24 protein-coding genes are annotated in these 21745 nt (G+C 73.4%); 17 read left to right on the top strand and 7 right to left on the bottom strand.

Annotation, left to right across the window (positions count from 1 at the left end; translation table 11 throughout):
• The 3 genes from ACFFJG_RS07655 to purB all read left to right on the top strand — a co-directional run.
• Window positions 1-397 (top strand): phosphoribosylglycinamide synthetase C domain-containing protein (locus ACFFJG_RS07655; protein WP_378518003.1); only part of this gene is annotated, 397 nt, incomplete at its 5' end.
• The gene (locus tag ACFFJG_RS07650; protein WP_378518002.1) at window positions 390-938 is read left to right on the top strand and encodes a ribonuclease FAU-1 family protein; all 549 of its coding nucleotides are present in this window, start codon (window positions 390-392) and stop codon (window positions 936-938) included. The genes ACFFJG_RS07655 and ACFFJG_RS07650, both read left to right, overlap by 8 nt.
• A 3-nt stretch (window positions 939-941) precedes the next feature.
• Window positions 942-2369: an adenylosuccinate lyase gene (gene purB, locus ACFFJG_RS07645; RefSeq protein ID WP_378518001.1), complete on the top strand. Its 1428-nt coding sequence runs from the start codon at window positions 942-944 to the stop codon at window positions 2367-2369.
• 31 nt (window positions 2370-2400) lie between these two features.
• Here purB and ACFFJG_RS07640 read toward each other — a convergent pair whose 3' ends face one another.
• Window positions 2401-3840, bottom strand: coding sequence for an MFS transporter (locus ACFFJG_RS07640; protein ID WP_378518000.1), 1440 nt, complete (start codon window positions 3838-3840; stop codon window positions 2401-2403).
• 70 nt (window positions 3841-3910) lie between these two features.
• Here ACFFJG_RS07640 and ACFFJG_RS07635 point away from each other — a divergent pair, with 70 nt between their 5' ends.
• The 6 genes from ACFFJG_RS07635 (at window position 3911) to ACFFJG_RS07610 (ending at window position 7971) form a co-directional block, all read left to right on the top strand.
• A complete protein-coding gene (locus ACFFJG_RS07635) occupies window positions 3911-4180 on the top strand; it encodes an acylphosphatase (protein ID WP_378517999.1) in 270 nt (89 codons plus the stop codon).
• An 82-nt stretch (window positions 4181-4262) separates the two neighbouring features.
• Window positions 4263-4811, top strand: a complete 549-nt coding sequence (locus ACFFJG_RS07630) for an antibiotic biosynthesis monooxygenase (protein ID WP_378517998.1) — start codon at window positions 4263-4265, stop codon at window positions 4809-4811.
• Between the two features lie 19 nt (window positions 4812-4830).
• Window positions 4831-5739 carry a phosphoribosylaminoimidazolesuccinocarboxamide synthase gene (locus ACFFJG_RS07625; protein WP_378517997.1) on the top strand — a complete coding sequence of 303 codons (909 nt, stop codon included), beginning with the start codon at window positions 4831-4833 and terminating at the stop codon, window positions 5737-5739.
• Window positions 5628-6176 carry an SRPBCC family protein gene (locus ACFFJG_RS07620; RefSeq protein WP_378519465.1) on the top strand — a complete coding sequence of 183 codons (549 nt, stop codon included), beginning with the start codon at window positions 5628-5630 and terminating at the stop codon, window positions 6174-6176. Before ACFFJG_RS07625 ends, ACFFJG_RS07620 begins: the two co-directional genes overlap by 112 nt.
• A gap of 32 nt (window positions 6177-6208) precedes the next feature.
• Window positions 6209-7786, top strand: coding sequence for a long-chain-fatty-acid--CoA ligase (locus tag ACFFJG_RS07615; RefSeq protein ID WP_378517996.1), 1578 nt, complete (start codon window positions 6209-6211; stop codon window positions 7784-7786).
• Entirely contained in the window at window positions 7786-7971 is a 186-nt protein-coding gene (locus tag ACFFJG_RS07610; protein WP_378517995.1) for a hypothetical protein, read from the top strand. The genes ACFFJG_RS07615 and ACFFJG_RS07610 overlap by 1 nt, the downstream gene beginning before the upstream one ends.
• A 13-nt stretch (window positions 7972-7984) precedes the next feature.
• Here ACFFJG_RS07610 and ACFFJG_RS07605 read toward each other — a convergent pair whose 3' ends face one another.
• Window positions 7985-8800 carry a DUF72 domain-containing protein gene (locus tag ACFFJG_RS07605; protein ID WP_378517994.1) on the bottom strand — a complete coding sequence of 272 codons (816 nt, stop codon included), beginning with the start codon at window positions 8798-8800 and terminating at the stop codon, window positions 7985-7987.
• A 108-nt stretch (window positions 8801-8908) separates the two neighbouring features.
• Between ACFFJG_RS07605 and purS the strand changes: the two genes are divergently transcribed.
• The 3 genes from purS to ACFFJG_RS07590 are packed head-to-tail and all read left to right on the top strand — an operon-like array spanning window position 8909 to window position 10304.
• The gene (gene purS, locus ACFFJG_RS07600; RefSeq protein WP_378517993.1) at window positions 8909-9190 is read left to right on the top strand and encodes a phosphoribosylformylglycinamidine synthase subunit PurS; all 282 of its coding nucleotides are present in this window, start codon (window positions 8909-8911) and stop codon (window positions 9188-9190) included.
• Window positions 9190-9858 (top strand): phosphoribosylformylglycinamidine synthase subunit PurQ, encoded by a 669-nt coding sequence (gene purQ, locus ACFFJG_RS07595; RefSeq protein WP_378517992.1) that lies wholly within the window; start codon window positions 9190-9192, stop codon window positions 9856-9858. The genes purS and purQ overlap by 1 nt, the downstream gene beginning before the upstream one ends.
• Window positions 9855-10304, top strand: a complete 450-nt coding sequence (locus ACFFJG_RS07590; RefSeq protein ID WP_378517991.1) for a DUF3817 domain-containing protein — start codon at window positions 9855-9857, stop codon at window positions 10302-10304. Before purQ ends, ACFFJG_RS07590 begins: the two co-directional genes overlap by 4 nt.
• 231 nt (window positions 10305-10535) lie before the next feature.
• Here the strand turns inward: ACFFJG_RS07590 and ACFFJG_RS07585 are convergent, their stop codons facing one another.
• The 3 genes from ACFFJG_RS07585 to ACFFJG_RS07575 all read right to left on the bottom strand — a co-directional run bounded on the left by ACFFJG_RS07585 (window position 10536) and on the right by ACFFJG_RS07575 (window position 13550).
• Window positions 10536-11927 carry a glycoside hydrolase domain-containing protein gene (locus ACFFJG_RS07585; RefSeq protein ID WP_378517990.1) on the bottom strand — a complete coding sequence of 464 codons (1392 nt, stop codon included), beginning with the start codon at window positions 11925-11927 and terminating at the stop codon, window positions 10536-10538.
• Between the two features lie 112 nt (window positions 11928-12039).
• On the bottom strand, window positions 12040-12444 hold the full coding sequence (locus ACFFJG_RS07580) for a hypothetical protein (RefSeq protein WP_378517989.1): 405 nt from the start codon (window positions 12442-12444) through the stop codon (window positions 12040-12042).
• The gene (locus ACFFJG_RS07575) at window positions 12441-13550 is read right to left on the bottom strand and encodes a hypothetical protein (protein WP_378517988.1); all 1110 of its coding nucleotides are present in this window, start codon (window positions 13548-13550) and stop codon (window positions 12441-12443) included. Before ACFFJG_RS07575 ends, ACFFJG_RS07580 begins: the two co-directional genes overlap by 4 nt.
• Window positions 13551-13715: 165 nt before the next feature.
• Here ACFFJG_RS07575 and ACFFJG_RS07570 point away from each other — a divergent pair, with 165 nt between their 5' ends.
• The 4 genes from ACFFJG_RS07570 (at window position 13716) to ACFFJG_RS07555 (ending at window position 18802) form a co-directional block, all read left to right on the top strand.
• Complete coding sequence (locus ACFFJG_RS07570; RefSeq protein ID WP_378517987.1) at window positions 13716-14084, top strand: hypothetical protein; 369 nt, start codon at window positions 13716-13718, stop codon at window positions 14082-14084.
• A gap of 1 nt (window position 14085) precedes the next feature.
• Entirely contained in the window at window positions 14086-15357 is a 1272-nt protein-coding gene (locus ACFFJG_RS07565) for a hypothetical protein (protein ID WP_378517986.1), read from the top strand.
• 45 nt (window positions 15358-15402) lie between these two features.
• Window positions 15403-17688, top strand: a complete 2286-nt coding sequence (gene purL / locus ACFFJG_RS07560; protein ID WP_378519464.1) for a phosphoribosylformylglycinamidine synthase subunit PurL — start codon at window positions 15403-15405, stop codon at window positions 17686-17688.
• Between the two features lie 100 nt (window positions 17689-17788).
• Window positions 17789-18802: a glycosyl hydrolase family 18 protein gene (locus ACFFJG_RS07555; protein WP_378517985.1), complete on the top strand. Its 1014-nt coding sequence runs from the start codon at window positions 17789-17791 to the stop codon at window positions 18800-18802.
• A 115-nt stretch (window positions 18803-18917) separates the two neighbouring features.
• Here the strand turns inward: ACFFJG_RS07555 and ACFFJG_RS07550 are convergent, their stop codons facing one another.
• On the bottom strand, window positions 18918-19664 hold the full coding sequence (locus ACFFJG_RS07550) for an ABC transporter permease (RefSeq protein ID WP_378517984.1): 747 nt from the start codon (window positions 19662-19664) through the stop codon (window positions 18918-18920).
• Complete coding sequence (locus tag ACFFJG_RS07545) at window positions 19661-20707, bottom strand: ATP-binding cassette domain-containing protein (RefSeq protein ID WP_378517983.1); 1047 nt, start codon at window positions 20705-20707, stop codon at window positions 19661-19663. Before ACFFJG_RS07545 ends, ACFFJG_RS07550 begins: the two co-directional genes overlap by 4 nt.
• A 61-nt stretch (window positions 20708-20768) precedes the next feature.
• Between ACFFJG_RS07545 and ACFFJG_RS07540 the strand changes: the two genes are divergently transcribed.
• Complete coding sequence (locus ACFFJG_RS07540; protein ID WP_378517982.1) at window positions 20769-21716, top strand: helix-turn-helix transcriptional regulator; 948 nt, start codon at window positions 20769-20771, stop codon at window positions 21714-21716.
• Window positions 21717-21745: the final 29 nt, after the last annotated feature.

The following is a 21745-nucleotide window of genomic DNA, read 5'->3' as shown; positions in this document are numbered from 1 at the left end:
GCCCGCCGACGGCGACCTCGCCGCCGCGCCGGAGCCGACCTTCGCCGACGGCGCCGCCGTCTCGGTGGTGCTGGCCAGCGCCGGCTACCCCGAGACCTCGTCGAAGGGCGACGTCATCAGGGGCGTCGGGCGGGCCAACGGCGTCCACGACGTCGACGTCATCCACGCGGGCACGGCCGTCGTCGACGCCCCCGAGGAGGACGACCCGGGCCACCGGCACCTCGTCACCGCAGGCGGCCGCGTGCTCTCGGTCCGCGCGGTCGGCTACGACGTCGACGACGCGCGCCGCCGGGCGTACGCCGCCGCCGACCTGATCACCTTCGAGGGCCAGCAGCGGCGCTCCGACATCGCCGCCGAGCCCCTGGGCGTCGTCGAGGGCGCCGCGTCGCGTGGCTGAGGTCCACCGGCCCGGCACGGTCCTGACCGTCCGCGAGGTCCTGCACGGCGCGGAGTGGGCGTCGTGGGACGAGCGGGTGGTGGCCGACGACGGCACGGTGCTGGCCACCGTCCTGGCCGACGGCACGCCGATGACGTTCCCGCCCCACCCGGTGCCGCACCCGTGGGGCCGCCACGCCGCGTGGACCGCCACCAGCGTGCTCAAGCTGCGGCGCGAGGGCGACTGGTACTCGGTGTGGAGGTTCTTCGACACCGACGGCGTCCCCGTCCGGTGGTACGTCAACTTCGAGACACCGGCGGTGCGGGCGCCCGGCGCGGTCGAGGTCAACGACCTCCAGCTCGACGTCGTCATCGACCCCGACGGGTCGTGGCACTGGAAGGACGTGCACCACCTCGCTCCGTCGCTGGCCTCGGGCCGGATCAGCCACGACGAGCTGCTCGCGACGCTCGCCGCGGCCGCCGAGGTCGCCGACCTGCTCGAGCGCGACGACCGCTGGTGGGCACCGTGGGACGGGTGGACGCTCGCGGATGGGACACTCTGAGCCGTGAGCGCCCCCACCGTCCCGAACGTCCTCGCCACCCGCTACGCCGCGGCCGACCTCGCCGAGATCTGGTCGCCCGAGCACAAGATCGTCCTCGAGCGCCGGCTGTGGATCGCGGTGCTCAAGGCGCAGCGCGACCTCGGCATCGACGTGCCCGACGGCGTCGTCGAGGACTACGAGGCGGTCGTGGACCGCGTCGACCTCGCCTCGATCGCCGCGCGCGAACGGGTCACCCGCCACGACGTGAAGGCGCGGATCGAGGAGTTCTCGGCGCTCGCCGGGCACGAGCACGTCCACAAGGGCATGACCTCGCGCGACCTCACCGAGAACGTCGAGCAGCTGCAGGTGCGGCTCTCGCTCGAGCTGGTGAGAGACCGCGCGGTCGCCGCGCTGGTCCGCCTCGGCCGCCTCGCCGCCGAGCACGAGGCCACCGTGATGGCCGGTCGCTCCCACAACGTCGCCGCGCAGGCCACCACCCTCGGCAAGCGCTTCGCCACCATCGCGGACGAGATGCTCATCGGCGTCCAGCGCGTCGAGGAGCTCCTCGCCCGCTACCCCCTGCGCGGGGTCAAGGGCCCCATGGGCACCTCGCAGGACATGCTCGACCTCCTCGACGGCGACTCCTCGCGGCTCGACGAGCTCGAGGAACGGGTCGCCGCGCACCTCGGCTTCGAGCAGGTGCTGACGAGCGTCGGCCAGGTCTACCCGCGCTCGCTCGACTTCGACGTGGTCGCCGCGCTCGTCCAGCTGGTCAGCGGTCCGTCCAACCTCGCCACCACGGTCCGGCTGATGGCCGGCCACGAGCTGGTCACCGAGGGCTTCAAGGAGGGCCAGGTCGGCTCCTCGGCCATGCCGCACAAGATGAACACCCGCTCCTGCGAGCGGGTCAACGGCCTCGCGGTCATCCTCCGCGGCCACCTGTCGATGGTCAGCGAGCTCGCCGGCGACCAGTGGAACGAGGGCGACGTCTCCTGCTCCGTCGTCCGCCGCGTGGCGCTGCCCGACGCCTTCTTCGCCACCGACGGGCTCTTCCAGACCTTCCTGACCGTGCTCGACGAGTTCGGCGCGTTCCCGGCCGTCATCCAGCGCGAGCTCGACCGCTACCTCCCGTTCCTCACCACCACCAAGGTCCTGATGGCCGCGGTCCGCAACGGCGTCGGCCGCGAGGCCGCCCACGAGGCGATCAAGGAGGCCGCCGTCGGCACCGCCCTCGCGATGCGCGCCGGGCAGGCCGACAACGACGTCTTCGCCAAGCTCGCCGCAGACGAGCGGCTCGGGCTGACCCGCGAGCAGATCGACGCACTGGTGGCCGACCCGATCGAGTTCACCGGGGCCGCCGTCGCGCAGACCCGCGCGGTCGTCGCCCGGGTCGAGGCGCTGGCGGCCCGACACCCCGCCGCGGCGGCGTACGCCCCCGGCGCCATCCTCTGACCTGGCCGAGCGCTGCACGACCACCGGCCGGTCAGTCGCCGAGCCGCCAGGAGCGCACGGCGGCGGCGAGCGCGACCGACAGCACGACCAGCGCGGCGAGCAGCGCGGCGCGGGCGGCGACGGGGGCCGAGGTGACGGCCGCAGTGGCCTGGTAGACGGTCATCAGCAGGGCCGCGCCGAGGGCCGAGCCGATCCGCTGACCGGTCTGCAGCGCGCCCCCGGCGGCGCCGCCCATCTCCGGCGGGACCTCGGCGAGGCTGAGGGTGAAGTTGGGCGAGATCACCCCGCCACCGCCGATCCCGGCCAGCAGCATCGCCGGGGCCAGGGTCCACCAGAGGGTGTCGGGCGGGGAGGTGACCAGCCACGCGGCCAGCGCGGTCCCGGTCATCATCACGCCCAGGGCGACCAGCGTGATGCGCCGTCCGAGGCGCCCGACCAGGCGCCCGGCGAGCGGCGAGGTGGCGGCCGACCCGACCGCGAACGGCGTCATCAGCAGCGCTGCGTGGAGCGGTGAGAAGCCCTCGCCCTCCTGCAGGTGCACCGACAGCACGAGGAAGATGCCCGTGAAGCCGGTGAAGTAGAGCGTGCCGACGAGCAGGCCGTTGGCGTAGCCCGGCAGGCCGCGCAGCAGCGAGACGTCGAGCAGCGGCGGACGGTCCATCCGCACGGTCCGCCGCTCCCAACGCACGAAGGCCCACGCCAGCGGCGGGAAGGCGACGAGCAGCACCAGCGGCAGGCCCGCGCCGCCCTCGAGGCTCACCAGCGGGTAGAGCACGGCGAGCACCGTGAGCCCGAGCAGCACCGCGCCGACGACGTCGATGCGCTGGTCGTCGGTCGACGACGCGGCGTCGTTGTCGGGCACCATCCGCCGGATCAGCACGAGCGCGACCAGGCCGATCGGGACGTTGACGAGGAAGAGGGAGCGCCAGCCGTTCTCGTCGCCGAGCAGGCCGATCAGCGCGCCACCGATGAGCGGCCCGGTCGCGGAGGCGACCGCGACGGTGAAGCCGAAGAGGCCGAACGCCCGCCCGCGCTCCTCGCCGCGGAAGAGCTGCTGGATCAACCCGGAGTTCTGGGGGGTGAGGAGGCCGGCGCTCGCGCCCTGCGCGAGGCGGGCCAGCACGATCGCGGCGGCGTTGGGCGCGAGGCCGACGGCGGCGCTCGAGACCACGAACCCGATGAGCCCGATCGTCATCATCCGGCGCCGGCCGTGCGCGTCGCCGAGCCGGCCGCCCGCCACCAGCGTCATGCCGAACGCGAGCGCGTAGCCCGAGACCACCCACTGCACGGTCGCCGCCGAGGTGTCGAGCCCGGCGCGGATCGAGGGCACCGCGACGTTGACGATGGTGACGTCGAGCAGCGACATGAAGCCGACGACCAGCGACACCGCGAGCACGCGCCAGCGGCGGGGGTCGGGCTCGTACGCCGCCTGCTCCTCGGCGGGGTCCGCCGCCCGCTCGTCCTGGCTCACCGGGAAAGCCAAGCACCGGGGTGGTCGCGCCCGAACACCCCTGGGGTGGGGGTGGGGGCATGATCGGGGCATGAAGTCGGTCCAGGCACGGGTCACCGGGCGGGTGCAGGGCGTGGCGTTCCGCTGGCACACCGAGGAGCGCGCCCGCGAGCTCGGCGTCGCCGGCTGGGTGCGCAACGAGGCCGACGGCTCGGTCCTGCTGCACGCCGAGGGCGAGGACGCCGCCGTCGACGCGCTCGTCGACTGGTGCCGCACCGGGCCGCCGTCGGCGCGCGTCGAGCACGTCGCGGTCCGAGACGACGCCCCCACCGGTGGGACGTCGTTCGACACGACGGGCTGAGCAGTGCCACCCGGTCGACGTGGCCGGGATCTCGTCGTCCTCGGCTTCACCCGGCGCGCCCGCGCGCCCGACACTGGGGCCCATGAGCGCCCCCGTCACCGTGTCCGTCACGCGCCACGTCGACCCCTCCCACACCGCCCAGATGCTGGCGTGGATGCAGGCCGGCACGTCGATGGCCGAGAAGTTCGACGGGTTCCTGGGCTCGGGCTGGGTGCGCCCGAGCGCGGACTCCGAGGAGTGGCACATGCTCTACCGCTTCTCCGACGCCGAGTCCCTCGCCGCCTGGGAGGCCTCTCCGCAGCGCGCGTGGTGGCTCGAGGCGGCGCAGGGGAGCGTGGAGGAGAAGCGGCGCGAGCGACGTACCGGCATCGAGGGCTGGTTCGACGAGCCCGCCTCCGTCGAGTCGCTCAGCGCCGCGCCGCCCGCCCCGCCGCGCTGGAAGCAGATGGTCACCATCTTCATGGTGTTCCTCCCGCTCAGCCTGCTGGCCAACTGGACGGCGTCGCACCTGATCGCCGACTGGGCGCTGGTGCCGCGCGTGGTGCTGGTGACGAGCGTGATGACGCCCCTGATGACCTACGTCTTCCTGCCGTGGATCACGCGCCGGATGAGCTGGTGGCTGCACCGCTGAGGCCCGCTAGGCTCGGCGCGTGGCCGACCTCAACATCCCCACCGCGCCCCTGATCGAGGGCACCACCCACGTCCACTCCGGGAAGGTCCGCGACCTCTACCGGATCGACGCCGGTGAGCACGAGGGCCGGCTCCTGATGGTCGCCAGCGACCGCATCTCGGCCTACGACTTCGTGCTCGACTCCACGATCCCCGACAAGGGCGAGATCCTCACCCGGATGTCGCTGTGGTGGTTCGACCAGCTCGCCGCCCTCGTCGGCAACCACGTCGTGTCCACCGACGTGCCCTCGGCCGTCGTGGGCCGGGCCGTGGTGTGCGAGCGCCTCGACATGTTCCCCGTCGAGTGCGTCGCCCGCGGCTACCTCACCGGGTCCGGGCTCCTCGACTACCAGCGCACCAACGAGGTCTGCGGCATCCCGCTCCCGGCCGGCCTCCAGGACGGCAGCCGGCTCCCCGAGCCGATCTTCACGCCGGCGACGAAGGCCGAGCTCGGCGACCACGACGAGAACGTCTTCTACGAGGCCGTGGTCGAGGAGGTCGGCGACGACGCTGCCGCCGAGCTGCGGATGCTCACCATGGAGGTCTACGGCAAGGCCCACGACCTCGCCCGCGAGCGCGGCATCATCCTGGCCGACACCAAGCTGGAGTTCGGCCGTCGCGCCTCCTCCGACGGGACCGGCACGACGATCCTCGCCGACGAGGTCCTCACCCCCGACTCCAGCCGCTTCTGGCCCGCCGCCGAGTGGCAGCCCGGGCGCGCGCAGGCGTCCTACGACAAGCAGATCGTGCGCGACTGGCTCACCTCCGCCGAGTCGGGCTGGGACCGCACCTCCGGCGAGGCGCCGCCCGCGCTGCCGGACGCCGTCGTCGAGCGGACCCGGTCGCGCTACGTCGAGGCCTACGAGCTGCTCACCGGGGAGCGGTTCTGAGCACCCGGCGGTTCACGGCGAGCGTCGAGCTCGGTGCGACGCCCGAGGAGGCCTTCACCTACCTCGTCGACCCGCGCAACCGACCGAGGTGGCAGTCGAGCCTGCTGTCGGTGGACGTGCCCGCCGACGAGGAGCCCCACCTCGGGCAGGCGTGGAGCGAGCTGACCGCCGTGGGCGTGCGCCCGCACCTGGTGGTCACCGAGTTCGTGCCGTTCCGGGTCTGGGCCGAGAGCGGCACGTGGCGCGGGGTGCGCGCCGACCTCCGGCTGCGCTTCACCGCCCGCGGCGCCGGCTGCCGGGTGCAGGCCGAGGGCGAGGTGAGCGGCTCCGGCCTCTACGCCGTCGCGGCGCTCAGCTCCGGCCTCGTCGCCGGGCGCGCCATCGGCGCCGACCTCCGCAAGGCCGGTCGGCTGATCGAGGAGCGGCGCGACGAGTGACGCGCGTCACCACCGCTGAGTAGGTTGTTCGCATGCCGAACCTCTCCTCGCTCCTCGAAGGATCCGCGCAGGCCTACCCGGACCGTACGGCCGTGGTGCTGGGCGAGACGCGCCTGACCTACGCGCAGGTCGACGCCGCCGCCAACCAGGTCGCCAACCTGCTGGTCGCGCGCGGCATCGAGCCGGGTGACAAGGTCGCCCTGAGCTGCCCCAACCTGCCGTACTTCCCGATCGTCTACTACGGCATCCTCAAGGCCGGTGCGACCGTGGTGCCGCTCAACGTGCTGCTCAAGGGACGCGAGGTGGCCTACCACCTCGACGACTCGGACGCGAAGGCGTACTTCTGCTTCCAGGGCACCCCCGACCTGCCGATCGGCGCGGAGGGCCACGCCGGGTTCGAGCAGGCCGACGCGTGCGAGCACTTCTTCCTCGTCACCGCCGACCCGGCGGCGGAGTCGACGATCGAGGGCGCGCAGACCCTCGGCCAGGCGTTGAAGGGTCAGTCGCCGGTCTTCGAGACCCGCGAGGTCGGCGCCGACGACACGGCCGTCATCCTCTACACCTCCGGCACCACCGGGCAGCCCAAGGGTGCCGAGCTGATGCACCGCAACATGATCTCCAACGCGCTGGCCAGCGACGCGCTGTTCGGCGCGAACGCCGACGACCCCGACACGCTGCTGTGCGTGCTGCCGCTGTTCCACTCCTTCGGCCAGACGGTGATCATGAACGCCGGCTTCGCCTTCGGAGGCACCGTCGTCCTGCTGCCGCGCTTCGAGGCCGGGCCCGCGCTCGCGCTGATGGACCGCGAGGACGTCACGTTCTTCGCCGGCGTGCCGACGATGTACTGGGGCCTGCTCGGCGCCCTCGACGACTCCGGCGTCGACGTGAAGAAGCTCGCCTCCACCCTGCGCGTCGCCGCCGCCGGCGGCTCGGCGCTGCCCGTGGAGGTCCACAAGGAGTTCGAGCGGCGCTTCGGCGTGACGATCCTCGAGGGCTACGGCCTGTCCGAGACCTCGCCGGTCGCGAGCTTCTCGGTGTGGGGCGAGCCCGCGCGGGTGGGCTCGATCGGCAAGCCGATCCCGGGCGTGGAGATGAAGCTGATCAACCCCGAGCCCGGCGTGCGCGAGGACCTCCCCGACTCGGGCGAGGGCGCCGAGGACGTCGTCGGCGAGATCGCGATCAAGGGTCCCAACATCATGAAGGGCTACTACGGCCGCCCCGACGCCACCGCCGAGGCGATCGTCGACGGCTGGTTCCGCTCCGGCGACCTCGGCCGCAAGGACGCCGACGGCTGGTACTACATCGTCGACCGCTCCAAGGACATGATCATCCGCGGCGGCTACAACGTGTACCCCCGCGAGATCGAGGAGGTCCTGCTGACCCACCCCGACGTCTCGCTGGCCGCCGTCATCGGCGTGCCGCACGACAGCCACGGCGAGGAGGTCAAGGCCGTCGTCATCCGCAAGGACGGCGCCACCGTGACCGAGGACGAGCTCGTCGCGTGGGGCAAGGAGCAGATGGCGGGCTACAAGTACCCCCGCATCGTGCAGTTCGTCGACGCGCTGCCGATGACCGCGACCGGCAAGATCCTCAAGCGCGAGCTGAGCTGATGCGCGCCCTCCTCGTCGCCCTCGGCGTGCTGATGATCCTCGCCGGCGCGGTGTGGACCGGCCAGGGCCTGGGCTGGATCGGGGGCAGTGCGATGACCGACCAGGAGATCTGGGCGATCATCGGCCCGATCCTCGCCGGCCTCGGCGTCGCGCTGGTCTTCTCGGCGCTGCGCCGGCCGCACTGACCCGTCACCGGCGTCAGTCCGAGAGCCGGTCCCGGAGAGCGATCGCGTCGAACGGCGCGTGCACCTTGGCGTCGTTGTCGAAGTAGACGTGGGCGGCGATGCCGTCGGCCTCCCAGCCGCGCACCTTCGCGGCCCAGTGGTCGAGGGCGGCCGGGGAGTACCCGCTGGCGTAGAGCTCGGTGTCGCCGTGGAGCCGGACGTAGGCCAGGTCGGTGGTGACCTCGTCGAACATCGGCCACGTGCCGGCCGAGTCCGCGATGACCATCCCGACGTCGTGCGCGCGCAGCAGCGCGCAGAACTCCGGCGTGCGGAACGACTCGTGGCGTGCCTCGACGACGTGCCGCAGCGGCTGGTCGACCGGCGCCTCGGTCACCGCGGGCTCCTTGAGCTTCGACGCGTCGTGGTGGCGGGCGGCGTAGGACGCGGCCTCGCCGGTCGTGCGGGGGAGCAGCTCGAGGAACGCGCCGAGGCGGTCGGCGTGGAAGCCGAGGTTCGGGGGCAGCTGCCACAGCAGCGGGCCCAGTCGCGGGCCGAGCGACAGCACGCCGCTGGCGAGGAAGGTGCCGAGCGGGACCTCGACACCGGACAGCTTCTTCATGTGGGTGATGAATCGCGGGCCCTTGACCGCGAAGACGAAGTCGGTGGGCACCTGCGCGGCCCACGACGTCCAGCTCGACGCGCGCTGCAGGGAGTAGAACGAGCCGTTGACCTCGACCGTCGTCAGGTGCTCCGCGACGTGGGCCAGCTCGCGCCTCTGGGGGAGCCCGGGCGGGTAGAACGTGCCCCGCCACCCGGCGTACCGCCACCCCGAGATGCCCACGCGCGCCATGCCCCTGACGTACCCGCGGTGTCCGCGCCCATGCCCGGGGCGGAGCGGCCGCGACCGGCTCACTAGACTCGGGGGCGCCCCGTCATCGTCCTGCACCAGGAGCCTTCCGTGGCCAGAGTCGTCGTCGACGTCATGCCCAAGCCCGAGATCCTCGACCCCCAGGGCAAGGCGGTGCTCGGTGCACTGCCCCGCCTCGGCTTCTCCGGCGTCACCGACGTCCGGCAGGGCAAGCGGTTCGAGCTCGAGATCGACGGCGAGATCACCGACGAGGTGCTCGCCGAGATCGACAAGGTGGCCGAGAGCCTGCTGTCCAACCCCGTGATCGAGAACTACGAGGTCCACGTCGAGGACCGCTCCGTGGCCGAGATCGCCGCCGAGGCCGGCCGCTGATGCGGGTCGGCGTCGTCACCTTCCCGGGCTCGCTCGACGACGGCGACGCCCGCCGCGCGGTCGCCATCGGCGGCAACGAGGCCGTCGCCCTCTGGCACGGCGACGACGACCTCAGGGGCGTCGACGCGGTCGTGCTGCCGGGCGGCTTCTCCTACGGCGACTACCTCCGCTGCGGCGCGATCTCGCGGTTCGCGCCGGTGATGACGTCGGTCGTCGAGGCGGCCGGCAAGGGCATGCCCGTGCTCGGCATCTGCAACGGCTTCCAGATCCTGTGCGAGTCGCACCTGCTGCCCGGCGCGCTGATCCGCAACGACCACCGCAAGTTCGTCTGCCGCGACCAGCGGCTGCGCATCGAGCGCGTCGACACCCCCTGGACGGCGTCGTACGCCGCCGGCGCGGAGGTCACGATCGTGCTCAAGAACGGCGAGGGCGGCTTCGTCGCCGACGAGGCGACGCTCGACCGGCTCGAGGGCGAGGGGCTCGTGGTCGCGCGCTACCTCGACGACAACCCCAACGGATCGCTGCGCGACATCGCCGGCGTCTCCAACGAGCGCGGCAACGTCGTCGGCCTGATGCCGCACCCCGAGCACGCCGTCGAGGACCTCACCGGCCCCGGGACCGACGGGCTCGGCTTCTTCACCTCGCTCGCCGCCCAGGTGTTCGCGTGAGCCTCACCCCCACCCGGCTCTACCGCCTCGTCGCGCGCGCCGAGGCCGTCACTTGGGCGCTGCTGCTGACCGGGATGTTCCTCAAGTACGTCACCGAGACCACCGAGCTCGGCGTGCAGGTCTTCGGAATGGTCCACGGCGTGGTGTTCATCGCCTACTGCCTGACCACCGTGCTGCTCCGGGTCGACCAGTCCTGGTCGCTCGGCCGGCTCGTCGCCGGCCTCGCCGCGGCGGTCCCGCCGTTCGCCACCGTGCCCTTCGAGCGCTACGCCGAGCGCAAGGGCCTGCTCGGTGACGCCTGGCGGCTGCGCACCCAGTCGCCGCACGGCGTCGTCGAGCGCCTCGCCGCCTGGCTCGTGCGCCGCCCGCTCCAGGGCGCCGTCGCCGGCCTCGTCGCCGTCGCCGGGCTCACCGTCGTCGCGCTCGTCGTCGGCCCTCCCGCCTGACCGTCCGTCTGACGGCTGTCCCGGCCTCTACTCGAGCGGACCTGTGTCCGCTCGAGTAGAGCAATGGACGCTAGACGTCCGTCATGGCTCTACTCGAGCGGACCTGTGTCCGCTCGAGTAGAGCAATGGACGCTAGACGCACGCCGTCGACGCTAGACGCACGCTATTGACGCTGGACGCACGCCATGGCGTGCGTCGAGCGGACATTGGTCCGCTCGAGTCGGGCGATGGTCAGAGCCCGCGCTGCAGCTTGTTCCACGTCCTGGGCGTGGCGACCCCGGAGACGGGGACCCGCAGGCGGGACTGGTAGGTCCGCAGGGCGGCCTCGGTCTTGGCGTCGAAGACGCCGGTGGCCCGGAACCTCCCGGCCCCGGCGGCGTTGAGGGCGCGCTGGAGGCGGTAGACGGACTCGTCGGTCGAGCCGCGCTTCACCGTCGTACGGGCGCCGGCGGCGAGCAGCGCGACCCAGTGCCGCTTCTCGAAGGTGTCGGTAGGGGTGAACTTACGGCTCGCCTGCCAGGCCCGCGCGGCCGCGACAGTGGCGGCGTCGTACGTGCCGGTGAGGGCGCCGGCGTAGGTGCCCTGCTCGGTGAGCAGGCACTGCAGCACCTTCACCCGCGTCGCGGGGGCGGAGGCGGCGGACAGCGTCGGGTACTTCCAGAAGCCGAGCTTGGTGCCGGGGCAACGGCCCTCCGGCACGGGCTGCGAGCCGGCGCCGAGGTCGATGAAGTTGGTGTCGATGTTGATCGTCACGCCACCCCAGGTCTCGTCGTGGCCGCCCTTGTACTGCTTCATCCGGCCGCCGGGACGCCACCCGTCCTCGGGGATGTAGGTGGTGGAGGTGTCGGCGTTGCCGTCCCACCGCGCGATCCAGATCCGGTCGGGCAGCGCGAACTGGCCCGGGCGCTGGGTGCGCGCGTCGTCGAGCATCTTGATGCCGGAGCTGGCGCTGGAGTAGAAGCCCGCGACGTAGCCCTGCTGCTTGATCCGGGTGACCCAGCTCGACACGAACACCAGCGCCGACTCGCGGCAGGCGGTGTTGGTGAGGTCGAAACCCTCGAGGTCGTACCAGATCGTCGCGCCCGGCCCGATGCCGTACGCCACCGCGTCGGCCGCGTTCTTGTCGGCCTCGGCGGCGCCCTGCGCGGCCGCCGTGGCGTAGCCGCCGGCCGGCTTGGGGGAGATCGTGAAGTCGTCCTTGTAGCGGGGGAAGCGCGGCTGGCACGACGCCTGCGGGCCGAGGGCGATCGGCAGCAGCCGCCACCCGCGGGCGACCTGCGTGGCGACCCAGGTGGCGCTCAGGTTGGTCTGGGTGCGGCACGCGCGGGAGTCGCCGGAGATGTAGATGCCGACGGCCGTGAACGGCGACGAGCGCCACCAGGCGTCCATCGTCGACTGCGTCGGGGCCATGCACTGGTCGAAGCCGTGACCGGTGAAGTCACCAGGCGTGGCCATCGCGACCTGCTGCTGGCTGGCCAGGCGCGGCGCCGGGGTGCGGTCGGCGTGCGCCGCCCCGGTGGGGGCGAGGGCGACCAGCGGCGCCGCGAGGGTCAGCGCGACGGCGGCCAGCGCGGCGCGCGTCGAGGTGCGAGCAGCGGTGCTCGTCGGTCGGAGGCGAGGCATGGGGGACTCCAGCGGGCGGGGCAGGCGGGCGGGGCGCACGCCACACAATCACAGGAGTCACACCTGTCACAGGGGATCCGCGGAACTACAGTGCTGTAGTTCGGTGGGTGCCTCAGTCGCTGGCGCCCGGCACCTCGTCGAGCAGGAAGTTGCCCTTCGCCTCCTCGCGCTCCACGAGCTCCTCGAACGCGATTGCCAGGTCCTCCGCGTGCTCGTCGACGAGCCGGGTGAGGTGACCCTGGAGGAGGGTGGCGTTCGGCGACTCACCGGAGAAGACCTGCTCCCAGGAGTCCTCACCGCCCTGGATCTTCTCCACCAGCGACCTCATGTCCTCGCCGAGCTCGCCGGAGGCGGCCTGCTCCTCGAGCGCCTCGCGCTCCTCGTCGGTGAGGAGCGGACGGGCGTTCATCTGCTCGACCGTGGCGCGCAGGTCGGCGAGCGAGGCGCCGAGCTCCTCACGCGCGTCGGCGATCTCGGCGAGCAGCTCGGCCTGGCTGCGCAGCTCGGGCTCGCTCACGCCCCGACCGCCGCAGGAGCAGTCGGCGCCGTCGGAGCGGTGGGCGCGACGGGGGCGCGCTGGCCGACGGTGGGCGTGGAGACCGTCGAGGGATCGCGGGTGACGCTGCTCGGAGCGCCGGTCGCGGTGGGCGCGGTCGGCGTGGAGACCGGCGCCTTGTCGCCGTCGAAGAAGCTCTTCACGCTCTCGATGAACGACTTGACCTTATGCAGGATGCCGATGAGCTTCATGATCGCCTGGTAGGCCTTCATCACGGCCTGGAACGCCTGCCACACCGCCTGCACGACGCGGGCCCAGCCGACGCCGGGGATGCTCATCGTGGCCAGCGCCGAGGACACCGTCTGGACGGCCGACTTCACGCACTGCACCACCGCCTGCGCGGTCTGCCACGCGTCGCGGCAGATCTGGACGACGTTCTGGCCCATCTGCACCAGCTGGGCCGCCTGGGTGTCGAGCGAGCCCACCCACGTGCCGATCTGCTTGATCGCCGCGTCGGACGCCCCGCCCTGCCAGGTCTGGGAGATCGTGCGACTGCCGCTCTCCAGGTTGGCCGCGACCCCCTTCATCGACGTGCCGAGCGCGCTGAACGACGATCCCTGGGTGGAGGCGCCGACGACGTCGCCGCCGATCTTCTCCGCGAGCTCGGCGCGGATGTCGAAGCCGGTGAGCATCCGCACCAGGTCGCACACGGTGTCGTAGGGGAAGCCGAAGCTGATCTTCGGCAGGCTGGTCTCGGTGGGCGCCGCCCGACGGATCGTGGTGTCGGCGACGTCCCAGAAGCTCGAGGACCCGTCGCGGCCGTCGACGCCCTGGGCGTTGTGGCGGCGTACGACGCCGTCCTCGGTGAGCGTGAAGTCGCGAGCGGTGGCCCGCAGCGCCTCGGCGTGGTCGCGCATCCCGGCGCCGTTGTCGTCGAGCGACCGGTGCACCGACGGCAGCAGCGCGTGGTAGGCGCCCATCATGGTCTCGAGGATCGGGCCGAAGTCGGTCTGCACGAGGCTGTGGCCGCCGTTGCGCGCGATGCCGGTGAGGTCGTCGCTGGCGCGCTGGACCTGGGCGGACCAGGCATCGAGCTCGGACAGGTCGACGGTCATCACGGCGTTCATCGCGGCTCCTGGGAGGAAAAGGGGTCTGCCGGGTCACTTCCCCGTCGGGCGTCGCCCGAAACCGACCAACCGCTCCGACCTCGTCCCCAGGTGGGGACCGCCGGGTTTGGCGTGCGACGTCCGGGGTATCCCGCACAGGTGAGCGGAATCGGGAGACGACCCTTGATGCAGGTCGAGCCGCACCGGCTGGTGGAGCTCGCCGCGACCTCGGAGACGGTGCTCACCGCCATGCTGGCGGACTGGGAGGCGGCCAAGCCCGACCTGGAGGCGGCGTGCTCGACGCTCGGTGACGCCACCGGCACCCTCGACGTCTCCTTCGCCTACGCCGACGCGCTCGCCGACGCCGGCGAGGTCGTCGGCTCGCTCACCCAGAGCCTCCACCTCGGCGTCGAGGGCCTCGTCGCCGCCGCGCAGGACGCGCTGCGCGCCGACGACACCGTCGCCGAGGAGCTGCACCGCACCACCGCCCAGGTCGACGACGGTCGGCTGCACGGACGCGGCCACGGGCGCGGCCACGGCCAGGCGGGTCACTGACGTGCCCGCCAACCCGTGGGAGCTGCGCGCCGACGTGCGCCCGCTCGAGGTCGCCGCCCAGCGGTGGTCCGAGATCGCCCTGGTGATGGCGGGTCGCGCCGAGGAGCTGGTCGGCGCCGCGCGCCACGCCACCGACGGCTGGGACGCCGACGCGGCCGAGAGCTTCGACGCCCACCGGCGCGAGGTGCTGATGAACCTCGACCACTTCACCACCCTCGCCGAGCAGATGGCGAGCTCGCTGCGCGCCGTGGCCGAGATGATGCTGGCCGGTCAGGCCGAGCTCGACCGGGAGTGGAGCGCCGTCGCGCTCGTCCCCCACGAGGTCGTCGGGGAGTCGCGCCACCTCGTGTTCCGGCCCGACCGCGACGAGGACCGCTCGCTCGTCAGCCGTGCGCAGACGGGCGCCGACGACGTGCGCAACCGGCTCGCCGCCGCGCTCGAGCAGGAGGGCGAGCGGCTGCGCGCGACCCGCGCCGAGCTGGTCACCATCCGCACCGAGCTGGTGACCCTCAGCTCCACCGGCTTCCCCACGGTCGTCAGCACCGACGACGCCCCCACCGGGGTCGGCACCCTGACGCCGGGCTCGACGTCCGTGCCGGGCAGCGCGCAGTCCGGGCTCGCCGCAGGCCTGCCGCCGCTGGGCCCGTTGTCGGTCTCGATGCCCGACCTCACCGGTCTGGATGCCGGGTCGCTGTCGGCCCCGGTCGCCGGCGCTGCTGCTGCCGGGCTCGTACGAGGTGCGCGGGCGTCCCGGGCCGCCACGTCCGGCACGCCTCCGATCGGGGGCATGGGCGCCGGCGCGATGGGCGCGCGGGCGGGCAGCGCGACGCGTGGCGCCTCCGGGGGCCGGGCCGGGACGGGCGGCCGACGGCTGACGACGCCGCGCCTCTCCGACACCGACGCCGACGACGAGCAGGCCCGCGCCGCACGCGAGCGCTCGGCCGAGAAGGACGCCAAGCGGGCGACGCTGGAGGAGAAGCGGGCCGAGCGCGCTGCACGGCGCGCCGCGCGCCGGGCCGAGCGTGAGGGCGAGCACCTCGACCCGGCCGACCGCGCCGCGCGCCGGGCCGGCCGCGAGCGCGACGACCGCGACCCTGACGACCGGACCGACGACGAGCTCGCCGAAGACCTCGACGACGACCTCGACGACGAGCTCGACGACGAGCTCGACGAGGGCGACGGCGGGCTCGACGGGGACGCGTCGGAGGGTGCGGGCGGCCAGCCCGCGTCCGCGGACGTGCCCCGGGACGGGCGCGGGTCCGGACGCCGGTAGATTGTCGGCGTGCCCGAGACGAGCGCCGCCCCTCAGTCCGCCTCCCTGACGACGTCCGGCGCGACCGGCACCCTCGACACGGTCTCCGCGGCGTCCACCGACGCCGAGCGCGAGCAGCCGTGGGCCGAGCTGGGCCTGAAGTCCGACGAGTACGCCCGGATCCGCGAGATCCTCGGGCGCCGCCCGACGAGCTCGGAGCTGGCGATGTACTCGGTGATGTGGAGCGAGCACTGCTCCTACAAGTCCACCAAGGTGCACCTCAAGCAGTTCGGCGAGATCCCGCAGGAGACGCCCGTGGGGGCGATGCTCGCGGGCATCGGGGAGAACGCCGGCGTCATCGACATCGGCCAGGGCTACGCCGTCACCTTCAAGGTCGAGAGCCACAACCATCCGTCGTTCGTCGAGCCCTACCAGGGTGCCGCGACCGGCGTCGGCGGCATCGTGCGCGACATCCTCGCCATGGGCGCGCGGCCCGTCGCCGTGATGGACCCGCTGCGCTTCGGCCCCCTCGACGCCCCCGACACCGCGCGCGTGCTGCCGGGGATCGTGGCCGGCGTCGGCGGCTACGGCAACTGCCTCGGCCTGCCCAACATCGGCGGCGAGGCCGTCTTCGACGCCACCTACGCGGGCAACCCGCTCGTCAACGCGCTGTGCGTCGGCGTGCTGCGCCACGAGGACCTCCACCTGGCCAAGGCGTCGGGCGTCGGCAACCAGGTCGTCCTCTACGGCGCCCGCACCGGCGGCGACGGCATCGGCGGCGTCTCGGTGCTCGCCTCGGAGACCTTCGACGCCGACGGCCCGGCCAAGCGGCCGAGCGTGCAGGTCGGCGACCCGTTCATGGAGAAGCTGCTCATCGAGTGCACCCTCGAGCTGTTCGCCGCCGGCGTGATCGCCGGCATCCAGGACCTCGGCGGCGCGGGCCTGTCGTGCGCCACCTCCGAGCTCGCCTCCGCCGGTGACGGCGGCATGCACGTCGAGCTCGACCGCGTGCCCCTGCGCGACTCGACGCTCGCTCCCGAGGAGATCCTCATGAGCGAGTCGCAGGAGCGGATGATGGCCGTCGTCGAGCCCGGCGACGTCGACGCCTTCATGGCGATCTGCGAGAAGTGGGACGTCGAGGCGGTCGTCGTCGGCGAGGTCACCGACACCGGCCGGCTCCACATCGACTGGCACGGCGAGCGCGTCGTCGACGTACCCCCGCGGTCCGTGGCGCACGACGGCCCGACCTACCAGCGCCCCTTCGCCCGCCCCGACTGGCAGGACGCGCTGCAGGCCGACGACGCCTCGCGCCTGGCGCGTCCGTCGTCGGGGGAGGAGCTGCGCGAGACGCTGCTGCGCCTGGTCGCCTCGCCCAACCTCTGCGACAAGTCGTGGATCACCGACCAGTACGACCGCTACGTCCAGGGCAACACCGTCCTGGCGCAGCCGGCCGACTCCGGCATGGTGCGCGTCGACGCGGACACCAACCTCGGTGTCGCGGTGTCCACCGACTGCAACGGCCGCTTCGCCAAGCTCGACCCCTACACCGGCGCGCAGCTCGCGCTGGCCGAGTCGTTCCGCAACGTCGCCACCGGCGGCGCCCGCCCGCTCGCCGTCTCCGACTGCCTCAACTTCGGCTCGCCCGAGGACCCCGACGTGATGTGGCAGTTCGCCGAGGCGTGCCGCGGCCTCAAGGACGCCTGCCTCGAGCTCGGCATCCCGGTGACCGGCGGCAACGTCAGCCTCTACAACCAGACCGGCGAGACCGCGATCCTCCCGACGCCCGTCGTCGCCGTCCTCGGCGTGATCGACGACGTCACCCGTCGTACGCCGACCGGCTTCGGCGCTGCAGGGGAGCGGGTCTTCCTGCTCGGCGAGACCCGCGACGAGCTCTCCGGCTCGGAGTGGGCCCACGTCGTGCACGGCCACCTCGGTGGCCCGCCGCCGGTCCTCGACCTGACCGCCGAGCAGGCGCTCGCCTCGCTCCTCCAGGACGCGGCGCGCGACGGTGTGCTCACCAGCGCGCACGACCTGTCCGAGGGCGGCCTGGCCCAGGCGCTGGCGGAGTCCACCTTCCACCGCGGCGTCGGGGCGTCGGTCTCGCTCGCCTCGGTGGCCGGCGGCGACGCCTTCGTCGCGCTCTTCTCCGAGTCCACGGCCCGCGCCCTGGTGACGGTCACCGACGACCAGGCCGACGCCCTCGTCGCCCTCGCCGAGCGCCACGGCGTCCCCCTCACGCCCCTCGGTCGCACCGGCGGCGACACCCTCTCCGTCGAGGGCGCCTTCGACCTCCCCGTCGCCGAGGCGCGCGCCGCCTGGCGCGCGACGCTGCCCGCCGCCCTCGGCTCCTGAGGCCCGAAGTCCCCGGATATCCGGGGACTTTCGTGCTGTGCACCCGAGATCACGGGTGCACAGCACGAGTTCCGGCTGCGAAGTCGGGCAGACTCGCGGCGTGCGTACGACGACCGCTGCCCTCGCCCTCGTGCTCCTCGCGCCGCTGACGGCCGGGGCGCCCGCCACCGCCGTCACACCTGACCCCAGGCTCGGCACGGTCGACGGCCTCGCGGTCACCGGCTACGCCCTGCCGAGCACCCGGCCCGAGATCGTCGGCCGCGACGCGGCGGCCCTGACGACGGTCACCGTGTCGGCGGTGTCGCTGACCCCCGACGGCGCCTCGACGACCCGGCCCGAGGTACGTGCGGCCGCGCTCGTCGAGGCCGCCCACGCGGTGGGCCTGCGCGCCGAGCTGCTGGTCGGCAACTGGAGCAACCGGCTCGGCGACTTCGACCCCGAGGCCGCCTCCGCCCTCCTCGGCGACCAGGCGAGGATCGAGGCCGTCGCCGACCGGCTCGCCCGTCTCGTCGAGGCCGGCCGGTGGGACGGGGTCAACGTCGACCTCGAGCTCGTACGCCGCCGCGACTCCCGTGGCCTGGTCGACCTGCTGACCGCCCTGCGCGAACGGCTGCCGGCGACCGCCTCGCTGACGATCGACGTCTCGGCGCGCACCAGCCGGTCGGCCTACCGCGCCGGCGGCTACCGGCTCGCGGAGATCGCGGCGGTGGTCGACGCCGTCCAGCTGATGGCCTACGACCAGCACGGCCCCGGCTGGTCCGGTCCGGGGCCCGTCGGCGGCCTGCCGTGGGTGCGCGATGCCGTGGCTGCGGCCCTGGAGGAGGTGCCGGCCGACCGGCTCGACCTCGGGATCGCGGGCTACGGCTACCTCTGGAACGCCGACGGCACCGGTCGCACCCTGACCGTGAAGGGGGCCCGCCGGCTGGTCGAGCGCACGGGCGCGACCGCCCGCTGGCGGCGCGGCCCGGGCGAGTGGTCGGCGCGGCTGCCGGGCGGTCGCCGGGTGTGGTGGTCGGGCCCCGCGTCCCTCGACGTACGCGCCGACCTGGCCGCCGACCTCGGCCTCCGCGGGATCGCCGTCTGGCGCCTCGGGTCGGCCGGCCCGCTCACCTGACGCTAGACCTTGTGGTCGAAGCTGCCGCTTCGCGGACGAAGTTTCGACCACGAAGCGGCAGCTTCCCCGGATATCCGGGGATCTCGACGGCCGGGAGCGCCGGACCCCGGGCGACCTAGCTCGAGCGGCGCATCGCCCGCACGCCCACCCAGAGTCCGAGGGCGGCGACCACGGCCGCACCCGCGACGCCCTGGGCGATGACGTCGCCCGGCCAGGTGCCGGCGAAGAGGGCGCGGGTGGCGTCGACGACGTACGTCATCGGGTTGAGGGCCGAGACCACCTCGAGCCAGCGCGGGGCGCCGTCGATGGGCAGCAGGACGCCGGCGGTCAGCAGGGCCGGGAACAGCACCGTCTGCTGGATCGTCCAGAACATCCAGTCCTGGCCCTTCGACGCCAGCGCGAGCGCGAACGACAGCGCGCCCACACCGATGCTGAACAGGGACAGCACGGCCGCGGCCGCGAGCACGCCGCCGAGGTGCAGCTCGAAGCTGAACGGCGTCACCACCGCGACGATGATCGCGACCTGCATCAGCATCGGCACGACCTCCTTCAGGGCGCGGCCGACCAGCAGCGCCGGACGGCCGAGGGGCGAGACGAGCTGGCGCTCGTGCGAGCCCGACTGCATCTCCTCCATGAGGTTGGCGCCGGTGAAGGACGCACCCATCAGGGCGGTCATCGCCACGATGCCGGGCACGAACCACTGCAGCGCCGACCCCGACCCCACCTGCGGCAGGAGGGGGGCGAAGAGGCCGAGGAAGACCAGCGGCTGGATCATCGCGAAGACGACCGACATCGGCTCGCGCCACACCGGCTTCAGCTCGCGGTTCATCACGTTGACGGTGTCGGACACGAAGGTGCTCATGCTGCGACCTCGCTCGCGTCGGTGGCGGACAGGGCGTCCGCATCGGTGGACGTGCTGGAGGGGTGGGTGGACTGGGTCTCGCGGAGGCTGCGACCGGTGAGGTCGAGGAAGACGTCGTCGAGGGTCGGACGCGCGACCTCCACCCGCGTCGGGGGTACGCCGTCCGCGCCGAGGTCGGCGAGCAGCTCGCCGACCATCGCGGAGCCGTCCCTGACCCGGAGGTCGACCGAGGTCCCGCCTGCCTCGACCCGCGACTCAGGGACCCGCGACAGCCGGGTGGCGGCGCGGGCCGCGGCGGCGGGGTCCGCGAAGCCCAGCCGGACGAGGTCGCCGAGCCCGCTCTTGAGCCGGTCGGCGGTGTCGTCGGCGATCACCCGGCCGTGGTCGACGACGATGACGCGGCCGGCGAGGGCGTCGGCCTCCTCGAGGTAGTGCGTGGTCAGCACGACGGTGCTGCCGCTCTCGGCGTGCAGGCGCTGCACGAGCCCCTGGAGGTTCGCCCGGTTCTGCGGGTCGAGCCCGGTCGAGGGCTCGTCGAGGAACAGCACCCGCGGCAGGTGCACCAGCCCCATCGCGATGTCGAGACGCCGGCGCTGCCCGCCGGAGAGGGTGGAGACCTTGCGGTCGGCGACCGCGCCGAGGTCGAGGTCCTCGACGAGCTCGGCCGCCCGCCGCTGGGCATCGGCGCGGGACAGGCCGTGGGCGCGGCCCTGGCTGACCAGCTCGTCGCGGCCGAGCTGCCGGTGCCCGGCGCCGTTGCCCTGGCCGACGAACCCGATCGCGCGGCGTACGTCGCGCTGGCCGCCGACCACGTCGTGGCCCGCGACCGTGGCGGTGCCCGACGTGGGCGGGATGAGGGTCGTGAGCATCCGCAGGGTGGTCGACTTGCCGGCCCCGTTGGGGCCGAGGAAGGCGACCAGCTCGCCCTGCCCGATCTCGAGGTCGAGGCCCTGGACGGCCTCGACGGTGTGCTTGCGCGAGGTGAAGTGGCGGGTCAGGCCACGGGTCACGATCGCCGGTCCGGTGTGGGTGGTGTGGGTCATGACCACGACGCTAGGGAGCCATGCGGTCAGTTCCTGACCGCTTTGTGAATAATCTGGTCCCATGAGCACGAGCGAGCGGATGCTGAGGCTGCTGTCCCTGCTGCAGACCCATCGCTACTGGCCGGGTCCGGAGCTGTCGGAGCGGCTCGAGGTCAGCCCGCGGACCCTGCGCCGCGACGTCGACCGCCTGCGCGACCTCGGCTACACCGTCGACGCGGTGCGCGGCGCCGCCGGCGGCTACCAGCTGCGCGCCGGCGGGTCGCTCCCGCCCTTGCTGCTCGAGGACGAAGAGGCCGTCGCCGTGGCGGTCGGGCTGCGCACCGCTGCCGCAGGCGCTGTCGCGGGGATGGACGACTGGTCGGTGCAGGCGCTCTCGAAGGTGCTGTCGCTCATGCCGCCGCGGCTGCGCCGTCAGATGGACGCGGTCGCCAGCCAGACCGAGGCCCCCGGGCCGTGGGAGGGGGCGCCGGTCTTCGACGCCGCGGTCCTGACCACCCTCGCCCAGGCCTGCCGCGACAGCGAGCTGCTCCGCTTCGACTACGCCGCCCGGGAGGCCGAGGTGACCCACCGCCGGGTCGAGCCGCTCCGGCTGGTCAGCCTGGGCCGCCGGTGGTACCTCGTCGCCTGGGACCGCGACCGGGCCGACTGGCGCAGCTTCCGCCTCGATCGCGTCGCGGACCCCAAGCCGACCGGGCAGCGCTTCCGCCCGCGCGAGCTGCCGGCTGAGGACGCCCTCGCCTTCGTGCAGCAGGGGATCAGCCGCATGCCCCAGCGGTACGCCGTACGCGCCCGCGTCGCGATGCCGGCCGCCGAGCTCGCCGCGCAGGTCGGGCGCTGGGGCACCGTCACGCCCGACGGCGCCGGTTGCGTCCTGGAGATGAACGCCGACGACCTCTCGTGGCCGGTCATGGTGCTGGCGGGGGCGGGCGCGGAGTTCGTCGTCGAGTCACCCCGCGAGCTGGTGGAGAGGGTCGCGGAGGTCGGGGCCCGGTTCTCGCGCGCCGGCTGAGGGCTGACGTCGGGTGGACACTTCGCACC

This window comes from Nocardioides zeicaulis (genome assembly GCF_042432345.1).
Classification (GTDB): Bacteria; Actinomycetota; Actinomycetes; order Propionibacteriales; family Nocardioidaceae; genus Nocardioides; species Nocardioides zeicaulis.
Note: the sequence above shows the minus strand (reverse complement) of the source record. Positions and strands in the feature narration are given on the sequence as shown.

Excerpts from the sequence above, each read along its gene's own strand:
- ACFFJG_RS07635 (WP_378517999.1), top strand. The coding sequence starts at position 3,911 with ATGAAGTCGGTCCAGGCACGGGTCACCGGGCGGGTGCAGGGCGTGGCG.
- ACFFJG_RS07630 (WP_378517998.1), top strand. The coding sequence starts at position 4,263 with ATGAGCGCCCCCGTCACCGTGTCCGTCACGCGCCACGTCGACCCCTCC.
- ACFFJG_RS07615 (WP_378517996.1), top strand. The coding sequence starts at position 6,209 with ATGCCGAACCTCTCCTCGCTCCTCGAAGGATCCGCGCAGGCCTACCCG.
- ACFFJG_RS07610 (WP_378517995.1), top strand. The coding sequence starts at position 7,786 with ATGCGCGCCCTCCTCGTCGCCCTCGGCGTGCTGATGATCCTCGCCGGC.
- ACFFJG_RS07605 (WP_378517994.1), bottom strand. The coding sequence starts at position 8,800 with ATGGCGCGCGTGGGCATCTCGGGGTGGCGGTACGCCGGGTGGCGGGGC.
- purQ (WP_378517992.1), top strand. The coding sequence starts at position 9,190 with ATGCGGGTCGGCGTCGTCACCTTCCCGGGCTCGCTCGACGACGGCGAC.
- ACFFJG_RS07585 (WP_378517990.1), bottom strand. The coding sequence starts at position 11,927 with ATGCCTCGCCTCCGACCGACGAGCACCGCTGCTCGCACCTCGACGCGC.
- ACFFJG_RS07575 (WP_378517988.1), bottom strand. The coding sequence starts at position 13,550 with ATGAACGCCGTGATGACCGTCGACCTGTCCGAGCTCGATGCCTGGTCC.
- ACFFJG_RS07570 (WP_378517987.1), top strand. The coding sequence starts at position 13,716 with ATGCAGGTCGAGCCGCACCGGCTGGTGGAGCTCGCCGCGACCTCGGAG.
- ACFFJG_RS07550 (WP_378517984.1), bottom strand. The coding sequence starts at position 19,664 with ATGAGCACCTTCGTGTCCGACACCGTCAACGTGATGAACCGCGAGCTG.
- ACFFJG_RS07545 (WP_378517983.1), bottom strand. The coding sequence starts at position 20,707 with ATGACCCACACCACCCACACCGGACCGGCGATCGTGACCCGTGGCCTG.
- ACFFJG_RS07540 (WP_378517982.1), top strand. The coding sequence starts at position 20,769 with ATGAGCACGAGCGAGCGGATGCTGAGGCTGCTGTCCCTGCTGCAGACC.